At 70.4% G+C, this 19,723-nt stretch carries 14 protein-coding genes; 4 read left to right on the top strand and 10 right to left on the bottom strand.

The window, feature by feature from the left end; all coding sequences use genetic code 11:
* Positions 1–382 precede the first annotated feature (382 nt).
* Entirely contained in the window at positions 383–613 is a 231-nt protein-coding gene (locus IG78_RS0114910; RefSeq protein WP_030563154.1) for a DUF7455 domain-containing protein, read from the top strand.
* 112 nt (positions 614–725) lie between these two features.
* Here IG78_RS0114910 and IG78_RS0114905 read toward each other — a convergent pair whose 3' ends face one another.
* From IG78_RS0114905 to IG78_RS51330, 7 genes are all read right to left on the bottom strand, one after another.
* Positions 726–1,556, bottom strand: a complete 831-nt coding sequence (locus IG78_RS0114905; protein ID WP_030563152.1) for a S1 family serine peptidase — start codon at positions 1,554–1,556, stop codon at positions 726–728.
* Between the two features lie 214 nt (positions 1,557–1,770).
* Positions 1,771–3,324: an RNA polymerase sigma factor gene (locus IG78_RS0114900; protein WP_030563150.1), complete on the bottom strand. Its 1,554-nt coding sequence runs from the start codon at positions 3,322–3,324 to the stop codon at positions 1,771–1,773.
* Positions 3,325–3,862: 538 nt separating this feature from the next.
* Complete coding sequence (locus IG78_RS0114895) at positions 3,863–4,753, bottom strand: FadR/GntR family transcriptional regulator (protein WP_107054906.1); 891 nt, start codon at positions 4,751–4,753, stop codon at positions 3,863–3,865.
* Positions 4,754–4,916: 163 nt separating this feature from the next.
* Positions 4,917–7,031: an ABC transporter ATP-binding protein gene (locus IG78_RS0114890; RefSeq protein WP_030563146.1), complete on the bottom strand. Its 2,115-nt coding sequence runs from the start codon at positions 7,029–7,031 to the stop codon at positions 4,917–4,919.
* 295 nt (positions 7,032–7,326) lie between these two features.
* Positions 7,327–8,088 (bottom strand): NUDIX hydrolase, encoded by a 762-nt coding sequence (locus IG78_RS0114885; RefSeq protein ID WP_030563144.1) that lies wholly within the window; start codon positions 8,086–8,088, stop codon positions 7,327–7,329.
* Positions 8,089–8,206: 118 nt separating this feature from the next.
* Positions 8,207–10,312, bottom strand: a complete 2,106-nt coding sequence (locus IG78_RS0114880; protein ID WP_225882028.1) for a glycogen debranching N-terminal domain-containing protein — start codon at positions 10,310–10,312, stop codon at positions 8,207–8,209.
* A 352-nt stretch (positions 10,313–10,664) separates the two neighbouring features.
* Positions 10,665–12,455 carry a DUF4192 domain-containing protein gene (locus IG78_RS51330; protein ID WP_037685334.1) on the bottom strand — a complete coding sequence of 597 codons (1,791 nt, stop codon included), beginning with the start codon at positions 12,453–12,455 and terminating at the stop codon, positions 10,665–10,667.
* 133 nt (positions 12,456–12,588) lie between these two features.
* Here IG78_RS51330 and IG78_RS0114870 point away from each other — a divergent pair, with 133 nt between their 5' ends.
* Together IG78_RS0114870 and IG78_RS0114865 are read left to right on the top strand one after the other, a co-directional pair.
* Positions 12,589–14,775, top strand: coding sequence for a RecQ family ATP-dependent DNA helicase (locus tag IG78_RS0114870; protein WP_030563138.1), 2,187 nt, complete (start codon positions 12,589–12,591; stop codon positions 14,773–14,775).
* A gap of 212 nt (positions 14,776–14,987) precedes the next feature.
* Positions 14,988–15,626 carry a hypothetical protein gene (locus IG78_RS0114865; RefSeq protein WP_030563136.1) on the top strand — a complete coding sequence of 213 codons (639 nt, stop codon included), beginning with the start codon at positions 14,988–14,990 and terminating at the stop codon, positions 15,624–15,626.
* Positions 15,627–15,843: 217 nt separating this feature from the next.
* Here IG78_RS0114865 and IG78_RS0114860 read toward each other — a convergent pair whose 3' ends face one another.
* The 3 genes from IG78_RS0114860 to IG78_RS0114850 form a co-directional block, all read right to left on the bottom strand.
* A complete protein-coding gene (locus IG78_RS0114860; RefSeq protein WP_078964981.1) occupies positions 15,844–16,515 on the bottom strand; it encodes a hypothetical protein in 672 nt (223 codons plus the stop codon).
* A gap of 77 nt (positions 16,516–16,592) precedes the next feature.
* Complete coding sequence (rnhB, locus tag IG78_RS0114855) at positions 16,593–17,294, bottom strand: ribonuclease HII (protein ID WP_030563132.1); 702 nt, start codon at positions 17,292–17,294, stop codon at positions 16,593–16,595.
* A gap of 127 nt (positions 17,295–17,421) precedes the next feature.
* Positions 17,422–18,036 (bottom strand): TetR/AcrR family transcriptional regulator, encoded by a 615-nt coding sequence (locus tag IG78_RS0114850; protein WP_030563130.1) that lies wholly within the window; start codon positions 18,034–18,036, stop codon positions 17,422–17,424.
* Positions 18,037–18,164: 128 nt separating this feature from the next.
* Between IG78_RS0114850 and IG78_RS0114845 the strand changes: the two genes are divergently transcribed.
* Positions 18,165–19,721, top strand: coding sequence for an MFS transporter (locus IG78_RS0114845; RefSeq protein WP_030563128.1), 1,557 nt, complete (start codon positions 18,165–18,167; stop codon positions 19,719–19,721).
* Positions 19,722–19,723 lie beyond the last annotated feature (2 nt).

Raw genomic sequence — 19,723 nt, 5'->3', positions numbered from 1 at the left:
GTGCCCGTCAGAGGGTACCGAGGCCTGGTAGAGCCGTTGGCACGCCACCCTCGGCTCAGCCCAGCGTAATCGAGAAGCGTACGGGTGTTCGATCCCTCGATGGAGTGAAGCACACATCACGTTCCCTTCCAGGCATGAACCATTTAGGCTCCGGGCACGTCCTCATGAACAACCGGCAAGCCAGCCGGTGAGGATCTGACCTGACAGACAGCGCGAAACCGTACGACACGTAAGACACGCAATACGGCACATTCGCCGCCAACCGGCAGCAGACAGCCGCCTCGGAAGAAAAATTCGAGGAAAAGCCACGAGCGGGAACGTTTTCGGCCTGGTTGGATGTTGACCCTGGTACGACAGCTCGTCGAGCTAGAGAAGAGGCGACGTGACTACTGTTCTGACCCCCGCGAGCCACCTGACGGCCGCTGACCGCTGCGACCGCTGCGGCGCCCAGGCGTACCTGCGCGTCGTCCTGGTCAGCGGCGGTGAACTGCTCTTCTGCGCCCACCACGGTCGTAAGTTCGAGCCGGAACTCAAGAAGATCGCCGCCGAGATACAGGATGAGACGGAGCGCCTGACCGCAGCACCGGCCAGCTCCTCCGAAGAGGAACACTGACGCCTCGCAACCACGACGAGCAAGCGGCGGGCCACCAAGCCTGCGAGCGGGCGGCTGCCCCTGATCATCCAGGGACAGCCGCCCGCTCTCGTTCCTCGGTACCGCGGAGCCGTCAGCCGTGCCGTTGCATCATCCGCACGACCTCCGAGATCCGCGTGTACACCCCGGGGCTGCCTGCGCGGCCACAGCCGTCCCCCCACGACACCAGGCCGATGAGCTTGCCGCCGGCCACCAGCGGCCCGCCACTGTCGCCCTGACAGGCGTCACGGCCGCCCTGGAGCTCCCCCGCGCAGACCATGGTCTCGGGTGTGTACGTCCCGTCCGCACTGCCCGGGTACGCCTCCTGGCACTCCTTGTCCGCGAGCACCGTCACATCCGCGGCGTGCAGCGACCGTGCGTAGTTGCCGCGCCCCGTGGTGTCACCCCATCCGTAGACGGCCGCGCTCGTGCCGGGCTTGTAGGCCTCGTCACCAGCCCCCGCCGCCCGGATCACATAGCTCTCCGGGAGCGGCTCCGCCAGAGTCAGTGTCGCGAAGTCGCCGGAGTTGGTGGAGGCGTCGTACTGGGGATTGATCTTCACAGCGCTGACCGAGATCTCGCTGCCCGCGTTCGTGGTCAGGTCCTCACGGCCCGCGATGACCTTCAGGTCCGACACCCGGCGGAGCGGTACGCCCAGAACTTCCTTGCCCATGCAGTGCGCAGCCGTGAGGACCGTCGAGCGCCCGACGACGACACCGCCGCAGAACTGACCCGACCGGATACCCCCGAACCGGTCACGGCTGGAGAGGGCCACCACCCATGGACTGTCGGCCACTCGCACCGGCTTGCCTCCGACCACGACGCTGTCGGCCGTCGCGGGGGCCGGGGAGGCCAGGGGCAGCACGGCTGCCGCGGCCCCCAGGGCCGCCGCTTGCGCCAGCGTTCGGACGATGGGACGACGCATGCGATCTCCTCACTCTGGGTTGCAATCGCACACCCAGAGTCAGTCACCTCTCCACACCCCGCACGTGCGGCACGTGGGCGGGACGCACGCAGACGACGGGACACGCACCCGGGGCCACCGCACACACGAAAGGCCCGCACACTCCCCGTACAGGAGGCTGCGGGCCTTTTCGCGGCATGTGGCTCCGGGGGTTCACCCGGAGGACCGGTTCGGATCAGTCCAGGTAGTCGCGCAGGACCTGCGAGCGCGACGGGTGCCGCAGCTTCGACATCGTCTTCGACTCGATCTGCCGGATGCGCTCACGCGTCACTCCGTAGACCTTGCCGATCTCGTCGAGGGTCTTCGGCTGACCGTCGGTGAGACCGAACCGCATCGAGACGACGCCCGCCTCGCGCTCGGACAGGGTGTCGAGCACGGAGTGCAGTTGCTCCTGGAGGAGCGTGAAGCTGACCGCGTCGGCCGGAACGACGGCTTCGGAGTCCTCGATGAGGTCACCGAACTCGCTGTCGCCGTCCTCGCCCAGCGGCGTGTGCAGGGAGATGGGCTCACGGCCGTACTTCTGGACCTCGATGACCTTCTCCGGGGTCATGTCGAGTTCCTTGGCCAGCTCCTCCGGGGTGGGCTCGCGGCCCAGGTCCTGGAGCATCTGGCGCTGCACGCGCGCGAGCTTGTTGATGACCTCGACCATGTGCACCGGGATACGGATGGTGCGGGCCTGGTCGGCCATGGCGCGGGTGATCGCCTGACGAATCCACCAGGTGGCGTACGTGGAGAACTTGTAGCCCTTGGTGTAGTCGAACTTCTCGACCGCGCGGATCAGACCGAGGTTGCCCTCCTGGATGAGGTCCAGGAAGAGCATGCCGCGGCCGGTGTAGCGCTTGGCCAGGGAGACCACGAGGCGGAGGTTGGCCTCCAGAAGGTGGTTCTTGGCGCGGCGCCCGTCCTCGGCGATGATCTCCAGCTCGCGCTTGAGCTTCGGCGCGAGCTTGTCGGCGTTGGCCAGCTTGTCCTCGGCGAACAGGCCCGCCTCGATGCGCTTGGCCAGTTCGACTTCCTGCTCGGCGTTGAGCAGGGGGACCTTGCCGATCTGCTTCAGGTAGTCCTTGACGGGGTCCGCGGTGGCGCCGGCCGCGGCGACCTGCTGCGCGGGCGCGTCGTCCTCGTCGTCGTCGGAGAGCACGAAACCCTGTGCGCCCTCCTCCGCGGGCTCGCCCTCGCCGGGCTTGCCTGCGGCGGGCGTCTCCTCGGTGGCCTCCTCGTCAAGGAGCTCACCGGCTTCCTTCTTGGAGGCAGTCTTCTTGGCCGTCGCCTTCTTGGCGACGGTCTTCTTCGCGGCGGTGGCCTTCTTGGCCGTCGCCTTCTTGGCGGCGGCCTTCTTCACGGCCGTGCCGTCCTCGGTGGCGGCTTCGGCAGCGACCGACGCCTCGGGCGCGGCGGCAGCGGCCGGCCTCGTCGTGGTGGTCTTGGCGGCGACCGTCTTGGTCGCGGTGCGCTTGGCAGGACTCTTCGCTGCGACGCTTTTGCGGGGGCGCTTCGGCTCCGCGGCACTGACCATCAGCGTCACACCCTCTTCCTCGAGGATCTGGTTGAGGCTGCGCAGAACGTTCTTCCACTGAGTGGCCGGGATCTGGTCAGCTTCGAAGGCACGACGAACGTCGTCGCCGGCGATCTGCCCATCAGCCTTTCCCCGCTCGATGAGCGCCATGACAGAGACGGATTCGGCGATCTCCGGCGGGAGCGTACGGGATGTGCTGGCCGACACGAACAACCTCTCGGAACGTTGGAAAACGGCTTCCGGCCCCGTCCACTGTGGACCGGAGCCGACGACCGACGGCTGGGGATTGGGCCGACGGCGCGGGCGGGACCCGTGGAGCTCGCACAGCGCCGCGAACGACGGCTGTGTTCCCTCCTCGGCTATCACCTCTTAGGTCATCGCGCTGCCAGTAAGAGCGTTACGCCCAATCTACGTGGTCCGAGTCACACCTCGTAAGCGGTCAAAAGCAGCTAGATGCGGCCAGAAGCGACGAGAGTTCCATCAGCAGCCGGTCGGATGTGTACGTCGACATCGTGTGACGTACTGCCCCATACACGTACGTACGCGGGGCCGTCACCGGAGTGTCGGGGTCCGGGCGCAGCGGCACCGGATTCCGTGCGTCCGCCTTATCGCCCCCGCGTCCGCGCCTCCGGAGCCCCCTGGCCCCTTGCGGAGCGGGGGGTCCGGCGACGCGGACGAGGTCATCGGGTGACGGAGCAGCGAAACGATGCTGCGCGGCGTGCACGGCGTGCTGCGCTGACGCGGGAGGCGGTCAGTGCTCGCGGGGAGCGGGCACCACGCGCTCCCCTTCCGGGTGGACCGTGAGCAACTGGCGCATGGCGGCTTCCGCGCCTGGTCCGTCGCCCGCGGCAAGGGCGTCGACGATCCGGGAGTGGTGCACGAGGGACGCCTCGTTCGCGCGGTCACAGCCGGTGACAGGGCCTCCGGAGACCTGGAGTGCGGCCGAGACGATGCCGGACAGGTGTTCCAGCATGCGGTTGCCCGCGACCTGGATGAGCAGCGAGTGGAACTCGGCGTCCGCGCGGGAGAAGGTGATCGAGTCGCCTTGGGCGAGCGCGTGGCCCATGATCTCGACCATGTCCGCGAGCCGCTGCTGCACCTCCTCGCGGCCATGTCCGGCGGCGAGGCGGGCGGCCAGCGGCTCGATGGTCCACCGCAGCTCGCTGAGTTCGCGCCGCTGGTCGTCGCGCTGCGGGCCGAAGGCCCGCCACTCGATGATGTCCGGGTCGAGCAGGTTCCAGTCGCTGACCGGTCGTACGCGCGTGCCGACGTTGGGCCGGGCGCTGACGAGGCCTTTGGCCTCCAGTACGCGCAGTGATTCGCGGACGACGGTGCGGGAGACCTCGAACCGCTGGCCGATCTCCTCCGGCACCAGGGGACGGTCTGCCCCCAGGTCGCCGGAGACGATCATCTGTCCGAGCTGCTGGACCAGTTGTCCGTGCAGCCCACGGCCGCGGTTTCCGGTGGCTCGCCGGCCCACGCGGCCGAGGTCCTGCTCCATGCCTTCCCAGGCGGGCGCGACCACGCGGTCGGCGCCGGGCGCCTCCGCGTAGGGGTAGCGGTCGAGGTCGCCCGTCGGACCGGCGAGGCCGGACTCTGCGGAACGGGCGGTGGTCATCATGGTGTGCGCAAGGGTACTCACGGATTCAGTTGTCGGCGCGGCTCTCAAGTCCCTTGAGGTCTTTGGTGAAAAGCACACGAAAGGGTGATCGCTTACCTCGCTGCAATTGACGCCTTATCGGAAAGAAGCCGCCGCTCACCGGAGACTTGCCCACAAGGCGGGAACGGGTGGCGGCAGATTCCCGTCAGCGCACCTTGCTTCGCGTCGCGGTGAGCAGAAAGGCGCAGAGCAGAGCGGTGACCGACAACGTCAGGGCGCTGCCGACAGGTTGAGCGAGCATGCGGACCACCCCGGCGACGTAACGTTCGATCCCGAAGGGCCACTGCACCAGCGCCAGGTCCCGCAACCGGCCCGGCAGACCGGCCGCAGATCGCACAGACGGTCCCTCCAGGGCCTTCTGCGCAAGGGGTACGACGACGATCGGCACCGCGAGAACCGCGGCGAGGCCGGCTGTCGTGGACCGGAACACACCTGCCGCCAGCACCCCCGCCCATGCGCAGCCCACCATGAGGGCCGCCCAACTCACGCTCGAAGAAAGCCAGTCAGCGGGAACTTCGGTGAGCTGCGGTCCGTATACAAGATGCAGCAGCATGGCGTCGCATCCGACGGTGAGGACGGCCAGGAGCAGGGCTGTGGCGGCGGCCACCACGAGCTTTGCGATGAGCAGGCCGAGGCGGCGCGGGACGGTGCCGCGGTCTGTGGCGAGGGCGGGGTGGCGGAACTCCTCGCCGAAGGCGAGCGCACCGAGAAGACCGGCGCCAAGGGCCGCCGGAGGCAAGGGAAGTTCCACCGGCCACGCGGCGAGCAGGTGGGGCTGAGGCGTGTGGCTGCTGCGCGCGAGAAGGACGCTCATGGCCGCGGACACGGCCAGAACCACAGCCACCGTCAGATATCCGGTGCCGACTCCGGTGACACGGCGCAGTTCGTACCGCACGGGCCTCAGCGGGCTACAGGCGGTACGGACGGTGATGGGGGGCGGCAAGGGCGAAGAAGGTTGTGGTTGACCGGGCCGGGGCGCGGACGCGGAAGTGGCGCCAAGGGCCGCGGAGGGCACGCCGCCCTCCGGAGGAAACAGCGGTGTGAGCCGGTAGGGAGCTTTGGCCGTACGCGCGGAGTCGGCCGTACGCGCGGGGTCGACTGAGCGTTCGGACTGGTCGAAGGGCGTGGGCTCGTCGAGATGTGCGGGCTGGTCGAGATCCGCGGGCCCGTCGAGATATACGGGATTGTCCGGCCGGGTGGGTTCGGACGCTTGGTCCGGCTCGGCTTCTCGACCGGGCCCTGATGCGCCCGGCGGGCACTCCTGCGTGAGGCTCTCGCCCAGCGCGTCGGGAGCACGCGGCGCGGAGGCTGGAGGCGCGGGAGTGAGCGCGGGCGCAGGCTCGGCCACGGTCCGCTCCCCCGACGTCAACGCAGAAGCTGTCGGTGGCCCCGCGACTCCGACCTCGTCGGCGAGTTGGTGGACGAGGATGCCGTGCCGGTACGCGGCTTCGCCCACCTCTGCGCAGGTGCTGCCGTACACCGAGAGTCTGTTGCCGTCCTCCTTCACCACCTCGACGGGCCGACGGCGGGCGCGTGCCTCCTTGGCCAGGAGCGCACCGAGGCGGGCCGCGTGCGGGGTGCGTACGACGACGCGGGGGCGCAGCCGGGTGCGGGCGAACTCCGCGGCGTCCTGGTCCGCGACAACGCGTCCGGCGTCGAGCGTGACGACCCGGTCAGCGGTCCGGGCAGCTTCCTTCGGGTCGCTGGTGGAGTACAGGACAGTGCCGCCCTGTGTGGCGTGCGCCCGCAGGAACCCGTGCAACCAACCGCCTTCCTTCGCCGAGAGCCCGTCGGTGGGGCCGTCCAGGACGAGCGTGTGCGGATCGGCCAGCAAAGCGCAGGCGAGTCCGAGCCTGCGGTCCATGCCGCGCGAGAGGCTGCCGAGCCGTTCCTCCCGGAGGCTGACGAGACCGACGGCCTCCAGCACGTCGTCGGCGCGCGGAACGGGCACGCCCACCGCGGCGCAGAGCATGCGCAGGTGCCCTCGCACCGTGCGTCCCGGATGGCCGGGAACCTCACCGAGCAGCACACCCACCTCCCTGGAAGGGTGAGCGATGCGGTGCAGGGGGCGGCCCCTGAAGTAGGTGATCCCACGGCCTTGTTGGAGTTCGAGCGCCAGCCTGAGCACGGTCGTCTTGCCTGCGCCCGAGGCGCCGAGCAGTGCGGTGACACGGCCCGTGCGCGCCTCGAAGGAGACGTCGTCGACGGCAGGCGGGAGTTCCTGGCGTGGATTGCTGGTCAGTCCGGTGGCCTGGATCATCGCTTCTCTCGCCGGATGTGTGACCGCTCGGCGGCCGGGCGGGTCCGCCGGATCGGGGACGGACGAACCCCGTGGGTACCAAGGCAAGATAACGCGACATTTCCGGCTTTTCGCTGAGGGCGTGAGCCGCGGGTGTCAACAGCGGTGTTCGAAGCGGCCGAGCAGGGCGTCCGAAAAGCTCGAAGCCGCGCCTTCGTCACCCGTCACCCGTCACCCGTCACCCGTCACTCGGCACACGCGGGACTCAAGCCGTTCGATGGGAACCCGCGCCGCAGACCCGCGTGATCGCCTGCTCTCAGACGTCCGGCCGCAGCATGGGCGGGTTGAGAAGCGTGGCCCCGCCCGCCCGGAAAAGCTGAGCCGGACGGCCGCCCTGGCGCGTCGTCGTCCCTCCCGTCGGAACCAGGAAACCCGGCGTGCCCGTCACCTTGCGGTGGAAGTTCCGCGGGTCGAGCGCGACGCCCCACACCGCCTCGTACACCCGGCGCAACTCACCCACGGTGAACTCGGGCGGGCAGAACGCCGTGGCCAAGGACGAGTACTCGATCTTCGAACGAGCGCGCTCCACGCCGTCCGCGAGGATCTGCGCGTGGTCGAACGCGAGTGGCGCCACCTGCTCCCCCTCACGGCCGTAGCCGCCCTGGGTGAGCAGGGCGTCGACCGGTGCCCAGCGCGCGCTGTTCGCGTCCCCGCCCGCACGAGGCGCCGGCAGATCGGGCGCGAGGGCGAGGTGGGCGACACTGACCACCCGCATCCGCGGATCCCGCTTGGGGTCGCCGTACGTCGCCAACTGCTCCAGGTGCGCCCCGTTGACCTGAACGGGGCTCTCCGGATCGTGGGCGCACAGCCCGGTCTCCTCCACCAGCTCACGCGCCGCCGCCGCGGACAGGTCCTCGTCGACCCGCACGAAGCCGCCTGGCAGTGCCCAACGCCCCTGGAAGGGCGACTCCCCGCGCCGCACGGCCAGCGCGCACAGCGCGTGGCGGCGCACGGTCAGCACGACCAGATCGACGGTGACAGCAAAAGGCGGGAAGGCCGACGGGTCGTAGGGCGACATGCCGCGATCATAGTCGTCTTCCTGACGATAAACACCTCCTGCGTCATCTGCTTCCAGCCCCGTTTCACGGGTTCCGTCCATTCGGCCCGCCCTGTCCTCCGCACCGTCGCCCAGCACCTCACACCCCCAACTGCAGCCCCTCGGCCGCCTCCTCCACCATGGCGAGGCCGAGCCTGCTCACGCGCACCGAGAACGGCTCTCCCGCCACCCGCAGCGCCGTCAGCCCGAGCTCGCCCAGGGGCGCACTGCGGACAGGGTTCAGCGTCACCGTGCCCGCGGGCGCGTCCGGGCGGATGCCTGCGAGGAGGGTCAGGAGCTGCACCCCGGCTGCCGCGCTCACGGCAGCCGGGCGGCAGGCCGCCGGGTGCGGAAGGGGCGCGCCACCCTCCACGCGCTGCTCGCTCGCATACATCTCGGGGAGCCGATGGCCGAAGGTCTCCGCTGCGGCGAGCACGCCCCGCAGCAGCGCGCCCGCCTCCTTCTCGTACCCCGCGGCGGCCAGACCGGTGACAGCGACCGCCGTCTCGTGCACGCGCACTGCCCCGCTGCGGTGCCCGAACGGGTTGTAAGCGGCCTCCTTGGCGCCCAGGCTGCGCAGTCCCCAGCCCGAGTCCATGACGGGGCCGCCGAGGAGCCTGGCGACCTGCTCCGTCTGCACCTTGTCGAGCAGCCCCGGGGCGAGCACGCCGGCTCCGAGCAGCCCGGTGTCCAGGAGGTGGGCCGCGCTCCCGGTGAGGAACGGGAGAGTGCGGCCGTCGGCCAGACGTGCCGCCGCCGGTCTGCCGCCTGTCCGGTCCGCGACCCAGAACTCCTCCCGGAACCGGCCGCGCAGCCGCTCCGCCCACTGCCTCAGCCCCGCACCTCCCGGGCGTCCGTACGCGTCGAGCAGGTCGGCGCCCAGCAGTGCCGCGCGGTGCGCGTGGGCCTGGGTCTCGCAGCGAGCGGGCCCACGGGGGTGGGGGTCCTGGAGGAAGGGGCTGTCGCCGACCGCTTCGAGGAGCCAGCGCAGACATTGCTCCGCGGGGGGCAGCAGCTCCGCCATGTCCGCTTCCGGTGTCCCCCAACGCCAGGCCTCGGCCAGCAGCACCGGGAACAGCAGGGTGGCTTCGACTCCCGTGCACCCGGGAGGCAGGAGCGGTCCGGCGTCTCTCATCGGCCCCGGGATCATGCCCGACCGCGATCCCGCGTTCTTGAGCTGGCCGCGGCCCAGGGCACGCAGCGTGCCGACGGCGAGCCTGGTGCCGAGGGGCAGAGTCATCCGCGCCGACGTGAGTGCCTCCGCCGGCGCGAGACCACACCGCCAGGGCGCCCCAGCCGCCACGTACACATCCGTGGGGTGCGCGGGGTCCCTCAGGAGCAGCGCCCGCAGATCCGCCACAGAGGTGTCCAGGAGGCGCTGTACCGTCGGCTCGTCGCCCACGGCCCGGGCGGAGGCCAGCGGGCTGCTCGCGCCATGTCCCACTGGCCGCACCGGCCCACCGCCCTGAGGACGGATGCGCAGTTCCACGCTCTGGCTGCCTCCCGGCGGCAACTGCACTTCCCAGCGCAGCAGCCCTGCGGAAGCGAGCGCGTCCGTGGGTGCCGGGACGGCGGTCACCACGCAGTGCCCTGTCCCCGAGGACCATCGCATGCCCGAGTCGTGGACGCTGGCGGGGAGTTCCGGTCCCGCTCGGCCGGCAGCGACCGCTCCCAGTTCCGCCAGGTCCGTCCCGAGGGACACCTCGACGGGCAGCCTCAGGGGGCGGCTGGCCGCGCTGTGCAGCGTGATCCTCTCCGTTCCGTCGGCGTGCCGGGTCCGCTCCACGACGACGTCCGGATCGGGGCCGCCGTCCGTCGACGGAAGGACGGTGGCCACGAAGCGGGCGCTGTCGGCCGACAGCATCCGGGCCTGCATCGCGACCGGCTCCCGTCCCGCCACGCGGACCTGGCAGCGCGACAGCATGCGCCTGCCCGAGCGGTAGAAACCTTCGAGCCCGCGGCCGTTCAACTGGCCCTGGTCCGTGGAGACAGCCAGCGCCGGCAGCGCCACGCAGACCAGCGAAGCATGCACGGGCGGCAGCACTCCGGGGCGGCGTGAAGCGGATGCCGGGGCCTGCCCGGTGGGCGGACGCCGGGACCCCGGCGCGGGTGGACGATTGCTGTCGGGCTGCCCGTTGTCGGGCTTCTTGGGCTTGACGGAGACGTCGGAGCGGACGAAGCCGGAGGGCAGGGCGGGAACGTGCATGGGGCAGCCTCTTCTGCGTTGTCTGCGCTACGGAGACTCGGTCGCGGTGCAGCGGCGCGACCCGGACGTGGGTACCGCCACTCAGGTGAACGGGCCTGGGCCGCCGCAAGTCACGGATACGCCTCAGGAAGCCGCCCATACGGCCGTGTGCCCTCTCGATGACCGCAGCCACCCGCCCCAGCACGGACCCCCCTCCTGCACGGCGCCCAAGGTCCTTGTTCTCCAGTTGCGCCTCGCGGCTGGCCGGTGGCGCTCCACGGTTCGCCGACCGCACCCCACAGCTCATCGGCCACACCTCACGGTTCATCGGCCACACCTCACGGTTCACGGTTCATCGGTCGCGCGTCGCGACTCACCGGTCGCGCCTCGTGTCCCGCCGGACCGCGGGTCGCCGGTTCCGCGGCCCCGCTCCGGCCCCGCCTGCCGGGCGCGACGCGCGTGCGGCAGAGCGGGGCCCTCGGCGGCGTTCGCGGGATGCGGAATCCAGACTCTCGTCCGTCGCGGGTTCAACCTCGGCCACGGCGCCGGAGCCGGTGGTGAAGCCGAGGCCGGAGCCGGTGGTGGAGGTGGTGGGTGAGGTGGGAGAGACTGCGGACACCGGCGCAGTTGACACCCCGCTCACGGGTACGGGTGAGGCCATGCGACCGGCGTCTTCCGCGATTTCGGGAGTGTCACTCCCCGGGGAGGAGCCGTTCGTCGCCTGCGCGTGAACCGACTGCGCGTGAGCCGACTGCGCGCCGGCCGACTGGGCGTGAGCCGCCTCCGCGTCGCCCCGCGCAGTGACATCTTCCAGCCCGTCGATGCCGACCGGCAGTCCGACGCCGTCCGGCACGGTGGGCGCGCACATGAGGTCGTCGGCCAGGGCGGACTCCCGCTGCGTGCGCTCGCCGCGCAGGATGCGGCGGATCGGTTCCGGGTCGCCGTCCGCACCGCACGTGGGGTGCAGCAGCAGAGCGAAGGTGTAGAGCGGGTCGGCACGCAACGCCATGTTCAGTGCTTCCTGGCCCTCGACCACGTCCCCGAGCGACCACGCCACCCAGCCGGCCAGCGTCAGGGGTGCTGCCGCGTGCTCGTGGAAGGGGCCGACGCAGCGGCGGGCGAGTGCCCGCCAGAGCCGGAGGGCCGGTGCCGCCACCGGGCCTTCCATCCACTCGGCCGCCCGGTCCCGCGTGGTGCGGTCCTGGAGGCCGAGGATCAGCGCGGCAGCTTCGTCGTGAGCCAGCAACTGATCGTCCTGAAGGTCTGCCTCCAGGATGTCGGGCTTCGGGCGGGCCTCCGCGAGGCGGTCCATCAGACGGCGGGCGAGGCCAAGGGTCTCTTCGGCGATCTCGTCATGGCCGCCCTCGTCCAGGATCCGCGGCACCAGGGCGACGGCCGCGGCGTGCAGGGCACTTTCCTGGGCCGCCGCGGCCGCCGCCGACCGCCACGGTGCGAGCCGCGCACGCAGTGCGCCCTGGTCCGGGCCCATCTGATGCCCTGCGTACGCCGTGGCCGCCGCGAGGACCGACGTGCCCCTGGGGAGCAACGGTGTGCCCTCCGCGGGGCAGCACCGCTGGTCGGGGCAGCAGTAGGTCCAAAAGCGGCCGTCCGAGACGCACACCACCTCCAGGACCGGGACGTCGAGGCCGCCGCAGGCAGTGCGCAGGCTCTGGGCCAGGGGCCGGAGGTGTTCCATGACCTGCCGCCCGGCCGACCATGAGCCGTCCCCTGCTGACGAGCCGTCTCCGATCGGCCATGGGGCGTCCCCGGTCGGCGCGGAGGCGTCCCCGGTCGGCATGGAGGTGCGCCCGGTCGGTCCGAAGGTGTCTCCGATCGGCCCGGAGATGTCCCCCGCGGACCCTCCCGGCTCCCGGCAGAGGAAGGCCACGACGCCGTCCGGCCGTGATTCGCGCCGCTCGCAACCGCTCACCAGGCACTGGGCCAGTTGCTCCGCGACGGACGGCCAGTCCTCCCTGCGTTCCGGAATGCCGAGGCGCACCCGACCGCCGAACCGGCCGCGTGGCCCGTGCAGGGCGATGAGGACGACACTGTCCTCGGGCTGGAATCCGAGCAAATACGGCAAGGCGTCGGCCAGCTCGGCGGGGGTGCGCAGGGTCACGACGGTTTCGGTGGACGGGTCGGCTGATTCGCTGTGATTCGTCATGCGCCGACTCTGCACCGGAAGCTAGTGCTCCGGTTGAGCCTGTGGATAACCCCGATCAGGAGCACGCCAAGAGTTGTCCACAGACTGGCGGGCTCGTTCGCCCGATGTCGGACCCATCGGGTTGCATGGGGGCATGAGCAACGAAGACCTGCGCACGGCGGCGAATGCCGTCCTCGCCCGCCTCGTCGGCGGCCCCTCCTCCCAACCGGCCGGGCCACGGCCGGACGGCCCTCGCCTGCGCGAGGACCAGTGGCGTGCCATCGAAGCGCTGGTCGCCGAGAAGCGCCGAGCCCTGGTCGTGCAGCGGACGGGCTGGGGCAAGTCCGCCGTGTACTTCGTCGCGACGGCGCTGCTGCGGGAGCGGGGCAGCGGGCCGACCGTGATCGTCTCGCCCCTGCTAGCGCTCATGCGGAATCAGGTGGAGTCGGCGGCGCGGGCAGGCATCCGCGCCCGCACGATCAACTCGTCCAACACGGAGGAGTGGGAGACGATCCAGGCGGAAGTGGCCGCGGGTGAGGTGGACGTCCTCCTGGTGAGCCCCGAGCGGCTCAACAACCCCGACTTCCGTGACCAGGTGCTGCCCGAGCTCGCCGCCGCGACGGGGCTGCTCGTCGTGGACGAGGCCCACTGCATCTCGGACTGGGGGCACGACTTCCGGCCCGACTACCGCAGGCTGCGCACGATGCTGGCCGACCTGCCGCCCGGTGTGCCGGTGCTCGCCACGACGGCGACGGCCAACGCGCGCGTGACGGCGGACGTCGCCGAACAGCTCGGCACCGGTGGCGGATCGGACGCCCTCGTCCTGCGCGGCCCGCTCGACCGCGAGAGCCTCAGCCTCGCCGTGCTCGAGCTGCCGAACGCGGCACACCGGCTGGCCTGGCTTGCGGACCACCTCGACGACCTGCCGGGCTCCGGGATCATCTACACCCTCACGGTGGCAGCCGCCGAGGAAGTCACGGCGTATCTGAGTCATCGCGGGCACACGGTCGCCTCGTACACCGGAAAGACGGAGAACGTGGACCGCCAGCAGGCCGAGGAGGACCTGCTCGCCAACCTCGTCAAGGCCCTCGTCGCCACCTCCGCCCTCGGGATGGGCTTCGACAAGCCCGACCTGGGATTCGTCGTCCACCTCGGTTCGCCGTCCTCCCCGATCGCCTACTACCAGCAGGTGGGCCGTGCGGGACGCGGAGTCGACCACGCCGAGGTCCTGTTGCTGCCCGGCAAGGAGGACACGGCGATCTGGAACTATTTCGCCTCGCTGGCCTTCCCTCCGGAAGAGCAGGTGCGCCGCACACTGGACGTGCTGGCACAGGCCGGCCGGCCCATGTCACTGCCCGCCCTCGAACCCCTCGTCGAGCTGCGCCGGTCACGGCTCGAGACGATGCTCAAGGTCCTCGACGTCGACGGCGCGGTACGACGCGTCAAGGGCGGCTGGATCTCGACGGGCACGCCCTGGATGTACGACACCGAGCGGTACGCCTGGGTCGCCAAGCAGCGGCAGGCGGAGCAGCAGGCCATGCGGGAGTACGCCGCGACGACCGGCTGCCGCATGGAGTTCCTGCGGCGCCAGCTCGACGACGAGGAAGCCATGCCGTGCGGACGCTGCGACAACTGCGCGGGCGGGCGGTTCAACGACAGCGTCTCCGACACGGCACTGGAGACGGCACGTGGTGAGCTCGCCCGCCCCGGCGTCGACGTCGAGCCCAGGAAGATGTGGCCGACCGGTCTGACAGCCGTGGGCATGACCCTGAAGGGACGCATTGCCCCCGGTGAACAGGCCTCGCCCGGCAGAGCCCTGGGCCGGCTCTCGGACATCGGCTGGGGCAACCGACTCCGGCCCATGCTCGCGCCCCAGGCTCCGGACGGCCCGGTTCCGGACGATGTGACGAAGGCCGTCGTGGAAGTGCTCGCGGACTGGGCGAAGGGGCCGGGCGGCTGGGCGTCGGGCGAAGCGGACGCGGGGCCTCGACCGGTCGGCGTGGTCACCATGGCCTCGCGCTCGAAGCCGCGGCTGATCCAGTCTCTCGGCGCACGCATCGCGGAGATCGGCCGCCTCCCACAGCTCGGCTCCCTTGAATACACCGCCGATGCCGAGGTCGCCCATGTCCCCAGGAGCAACAGCGCACAGCGGCTGCGAGCGCTGGACGGCGCACTGACGGTGCCGCCCGCCCTGGCCGCCGCTCTCCGGGAGGCGGACGGGCCCGTGCTCCTGGTGGACGACGCGACGGAGACCGGCTGGACGCTCACGGTGGGCGCGCGCATGCTGCGACAGGCCGGCGCCAAGGGGGTGTTGCCGCTGGTCCTGGCCGTACAGGGGTGAAACGGGCTTGGGTGCGGCATGTCCTGGGCAGGGATATGTAAGACGTATCACCGGATACGGGGCGTCAGCTTCAATTGCTCGTTGCCGCAAGCCAGTACGACGGGAAGAATTGGAAACGCTCCCGCGCGGCTCCCCCGGTCCGGTAGGGCTGTGCCGAGGTGCGCCCCAGTCCGATGCCGCCCTCTGCCGGGGGTGCAGCCGAAGGGAGGACCGTGACCTTCGGATCAACTCCGTCCACCGCTGCATCGAAGTCGGGCCCATCGGCTGTCTCCGCGATGCCCGATTCCGGTCAGCCGCCGACCCGCATGCTGGAGCTCGCCGAATGGTCAGCCGCCGAGATCCCCCTGCTGCGGAGCCCCCGCGACGTCGTGAGTGGGCTGCACGCACGGCATCAGCCCACACCGGCCACGGCTGTCGTGGCCGTCCTCGACCAGGAGGAGAGGGTCAGGGCATCCGCGTCCTTCGCCAGGCGGTCGAGCGTGGCCGACGGTTGGGTGTTCCGCAACGCCCTGCTCGCGCAGTTGCGCCGGGTCATCCCGCACGATCTGCGCCGCCGCACCCCGGTGCGTACGGCCGTGCTGCTCTACTGCCGCGACGGGGACGGTCGTTGGACGCAGGAGGACGGCGCGTGGATGTGGGGGCTGCGGGACGCGTGCACGCTGCACGGGCTGCGGTGCGGTGCGTACATCACGCTGACCCGGGAGGGTTGGCAGGTGCTCGGTGAGGGGCGTGGGGGCCGTCGGCCCAGCGCCGGTTCACGTCCGGAGGACCTTGCCGGTGCCGAGCCGCCTGCGCCATCGCGTACGGGCGCCTCGGCATCGGAGTTGCTGCGTCGCGTTTCCGCTCGCTGAACGCCGGGTTCCGGTTGCCGGGCGCCGCAGTACTCACCGTGGATCGGCCCGATCGGCCCCTGGACGACCGTTCGCGGAGGCGACCAAGGGGCCGCGCCCCCGGCGCCCCCCTGTCCCGCTCGAAGGCAGTACGAAGGCGCGCGTGGTCGCGACCGGGCGCGACGGAGCGCGTGGCGCCGCGGCACTCAGGCCGCGGCGTGCCCGCCGGGCGGGGGCGTCAGACGCCCGCGCCCAGCATCGCGTTGATCCGCTGTGGGTCGCCGCAGACGACCAGCAGGGTTCGGGCCCGCGTGAGCGCGGTCGGCAAGGCCGCGACGGCCGTCTCCTCGCTGCCGCCGTTCAGGGCCACGACGACCACAGGACGGGCGGCGGTACGGGGCAGAGCGGCGGCGTCGGCGTAGAAGACGTCGTCTCCGGCGTCGTGCTGTGCCCAGTAGGCGTCCTCGCCGAAGGACAGCTCGTGTGTGGCCCACGGGTGCTGTTCGCCGGTGGTGATCACCAGGACGTCGCCGGGGACACGACCCGAGTCGAGCAGCAGGTCGACGGCTTCCTCGGCCGCGTCAAGCGCGCCGTCCACAGCAGCCGGAATTAGCTGGATCTGCGGCACCGCGGCGGAAGAACCGGTGGCGGAAGTTTCGGGGGCTGCCGGAGCCGAGGGCTCCGGCTGCACGGCCAGGGCGGTGGGCCCGGGCTTGGCGGCCGGTTCACGCGTCGCTCGCTGAGCGGGCGGTATCGGCCGGGCAGGACCCGGACGGCCGGGCCGCGGCGGCGCCGCGGGACGCGGACCGGGTACGGGGCGGGGGGTCGGCGCGGTACGGCTGCTGGCCGGGGTGGCGCGGGGACCCTGGGCACTCTCGTGAATCTGAGGCTCCTCGGGAATGAGAGGCATGCGTTGTTGTCTATCAAACGCCGACGCGACACGCGTCGGCGGGTGGCACCTGAGTGCGACCGGAACTGCGGAAAACATCAAAAATCAAAGCCGAGCTGGCCCTCAATTTCCGGAACGTTTCCCTCCGCCCAGTTGCGGGCCTTCTTGAGATGCCGCCACTGGGGCAGCGCATCAAGATACGCCCACGTGAGCCGGTGGTAGGGCGTGGGGCCCCGTTCCGCCAGTGCGGCCTTGTGTACCGGCGACGGATAACCGGCGTTGGCCGCAAAACCAAAGTCTGCATGTTCGATGCCCAGTTCGGCCATCATTTTGTCGCGCCGAACCTTGGCGATCACCGATGCCGCGGCGACGGCCACGCAGGACTGGTCGCCCTTGATGACCGTACGGACCTGCCACGGCGTTCCGAGGTAGTTGTGCTTCCCATCGAGAATGACGGCTTCCGGACGGACCGGCAGGCCTTCCAGCGCACGGACGGCGGCCAGCCGCAGTGCGGCTGTCATGCCCAGGTCGTCGATCTCCTCGTGCGAGGCGTGACCGAGGGCGTGTGCCGTGACCCAGCCCTCCAGCACCTCGGCGAGTTCGAGACGCCGCTTGGGGGTGATCAGCTTGGAGTCGGTGAGCCCCGCGGGCGGGCGACGCAGTCCCGTCACCGCCGCGCAGACGGTGACCGGCCCGGCCCAGGCACCGCGCCCGACCTCGTCGACACCGGCGACGATCTTCGCTCCGGTGGTGGCGCGCAAGGAGCGCTCGACGGTGTGGGTGGGTGCTTCGTACGGCATGGCGCCAGACAGCGTACGCCGCCGGTGGCCACTCGCGACACCCCGGGTCGCAGCGCACCCCGACGGCACACCGGACGCGCCCCGCCTCGACCCGGCAGAGCCGACCGAAGGACCCGGCGGACCCGCCTCAAGGGCGCAGCATCGGCATCACGACCTGGTCGATGAGCCGAATGAATTCCTCGTCCGGCCATTCGCTCGCGCACACCTTGGAGCGATACATCATCATTGCTGGAATGACATCGCAGACAAACTCGTCCGTTGCGGCGGAACGGACCTCTCCGCGCTCTATTCCACGTCGCATGACCTGCCTGATGAGTTCCACGCTGGGCTCGATGACACCCGCGACGATCACCTCTTGGAAGCGCTTGGCGGTTGCCGTGTCGCATTCGTGAATAACAGCCATCAAGGCATAGCCGGTGCGTGACGTCATCGCCGAGCGCATCTGACGGCACATTTGCAGCAGGTCCTCCCGGACACTTCCGCAGTCAGGAACATCCTCGGGCTTCGGCAGTCCGGTCTGCAGAGCGTCGACGACCAGGTCCTGCTTGGACGGCCAGCGACGGTAGACCGCGGCCTTGCCCGTCTGCGCGCCCGCGGCGACACCCTCCATCGTCAGTCCGCTCCAGCCGACCGTACTGAGCTGTTCCAGCGCGGAGTCGAGAATCGCGCGCTCCAGCACAAGGCCTCGACGGCGCGAGGAGGCCGCCCGAGCGGGAGCGGCCGTCCAACGCGAAGTAGCCATCTGCACATCTCCGTTGAGCGATCAATGACAGCCCCCAGTGAACGCTTGCGTTCACTGCCAGGGTGTCACTACCGTATGGCGCCAAAGTGAACGCCTGCGTTCACTAAGGCACTTGTGGGGGACCCATAGTGACGACCTCTCAGTTGAGTAAAGATCAAAAGCCTGGCGCGGCCCGCCGCGAAGGCCATCCCAATGTCGCGCTCACCATCATCGCCGCCTGCCAACTCATGGTGGTACTGGATGCGACGATTGTGAACATCGCGCTTCCGCACATTCAGGACGCGCTCAAGTTCTCCACGACGGACCTCACTTGGGTCGTGAGTGCGTACACCCTCACCTTCGGCGGCCTGCTGCTACTCGGCGGCCGTGCCGGTGACATCCTGGGCCGTCGCCGTGTGTTCATGACGGGCATCCTGCTCTTCACCGCCGCCTCGCTGCTCGGCGGATTCGCCCAGGAGCCCTGGCAGTTGCTCGCGGCGCGCGCCCTTCAAGGCGTCGGTGGCGCGATCGCGTCGCCCACCTCACTGGCCCTGATCACGACGACGTTCCCCGAAGGGCCCGAGCGGAACCGCGCGTTCGGCGTTTTCGCCGCCGTCTCCGCGGGCGGCGGCGCCATCGGTCTACTCGCGGGCGGCATGCTCACCGAATGGCTCGACTGGCGCTGGGTCCTGTTCGTGAACGTGCCCATCGGCATATTGATCGCCTTCCTCACGCCGCTCTACATCAGTGAGTCCGAGCGGCATCCGGGCCGTTTCGACCTCGTGGGCGCACTGACCTCGACCGCCGGTATGGCCTCGCTGGTCTACGGCTTCATCAGGGCGTCCGAGGACGGCTGGCGCGACGGCCTCACCCTCGGTTCGTTCGGCGCGGCGATCGTGTTGCTGCTCGCCTTCGTCCTCATCGAGAGCCGGGCCAAGGAACCGATCACGCCACTGAAGATGTTCGCGGACCGAAACCGCTCGGGAACGTACGTGATCATGCTCAGCCTGGCCGCGGCCATGTTCGGCATGTTCTTCTTCATCGTGCTCTTCGTCCAGAACGTACTGAGCTACACCCCCATCGAGGCCGGACTCGCCTTCCTGCCCGTCACGGTTGCGATCGTGATCGGTGCCGGTCTTTCGCAGCGCTTCCTTCCGGTCCTCGGGCCCAAACCGTTCATGGTGGTCGGCTCGGCCATCGTCGCCCTGGGCCTCGGGTGGCAGACGTTCATCACCCCGGACAGTTCGTACGCGGGCGGAGTACTCGGACCGATGCTGCTGTTCGGCTTCGGCATGGGCCTTAACTTCGTGACGCTGACGCTGACGGCGGTGTCCGGGGTCGCCGCGCACGAGGCGGGCGCCGCGTCGGGGCTGCTCAACGCGACACAGCAGGTGGGCGGGTCGCTCGGCCTGTCCATCCTGACCACGGTCTTCGGTACCGCGAGCCGGGACGAGGCCAAGGAACAGGTCCCGGACTTCATGGCGAACGCGTCCCCGCAGGAGAAGGCGTCGTTCGCCAAGAACGGCGAGCTGCCCGCCCCCTGGGGGCACGAGGTGCTGTCCACCGGCATCTCGACGGCCTTCATCCCTGCCGTCGCCATGGCCGTACTCGCGCTGATCACCGCTGTGCTGGTGATCCGGGTGCGCAAGAGCGACCTGGACGCACTCGCCGGGACGGCGGGCGCGGCAGGTCCTGCGGGAGGCTGACG

This window comes from Streptomyces aureocirculatus (genome assembly GCF_000720475.1).
GTDB classification, from domain to species: domain Bacteria; phylum Actinomycetota; class Actinomycetes; order Streptomycetales; family Streptomycetaceae; genus Streptomyces; species Streptomyces aureocirculatus.
Note: the sequence above shows the minus strand (reverse complement) of the source record. Positions and strands in the feature narration are given on the sequence as shown.

What these genes read in the sequence shown, in the direction of transcription:
- IG78_RS0114905 (WP_030563152.1), bottom strand. Translation starts at nt 1,556, where the DNA reads ATGCGTCGTCCCATCGTCCGAACGCTGGCGCAAGCGGCGGCCCTGGGG.
- IG78_RS0114890 (WP_030563146.1), bottom strand. Translation starts at nt 7,031, where the DNA reads ATGATCCAGGCCACCGGACTGACCAGCAATCCACGCCAGGAACTCCCG.
- IG78_RS0114885 (WP_030563144.1), bottom strand. Translation starts at nt 8,088, where the DNA reads ATGTCGCCCTACGACCCGTCGGCCTTCCCGCCTTTTGCTGTCACCGTC.
- IG78_RS0114880 (WP_225882028.1), bottom strand. Translation starts at nt 10,312, where the DNA reads ATGCACGTTCCCGCCCTGCCCTCCGGCTTCGTCCGCTCCGACGTCTCC.
- IG78_RS51330 (WP_037685334.1), bottom strand. Translation starts at nt 12,455, where the DNA reads ATGACGAATCACAGCGAATCAGCCGACCCGTCCACCGAAACCGTCGTG.
- IG78_RS0114870 (WP_030563138.1), top strand. Translation starts at nt 12,589, where the DNA reads ATGAGCAACGAAGACCTGCGCACGGCGGCGAATGCCGTCCTCGCCCGC.
- IG78_RS0114860 (WP_078964981.1), bottom strand. Translation starts at nt 16,515, where the DNA reads ATGCCTCTCATTCCCGAGGAGCCTCAGATTCACGAGAGTGCCCAGGGT.
- rnhB (WP_030563132.1), bottom strand. Translation starts at nt 17,294, where the DNA reads ATGCCGTACGAAGCACCCACCCACACCGTCGAGCGCTCCTTGCGCGCC.
- IG78_RS0114850 (WP_030563130.1), bottom strand. Translation starts at nt 18,036, where the DNA reads ATGGCTACTTCGCGTTGGACGGCCGCTCCCGCTCGGGCGGCCTCCTCG.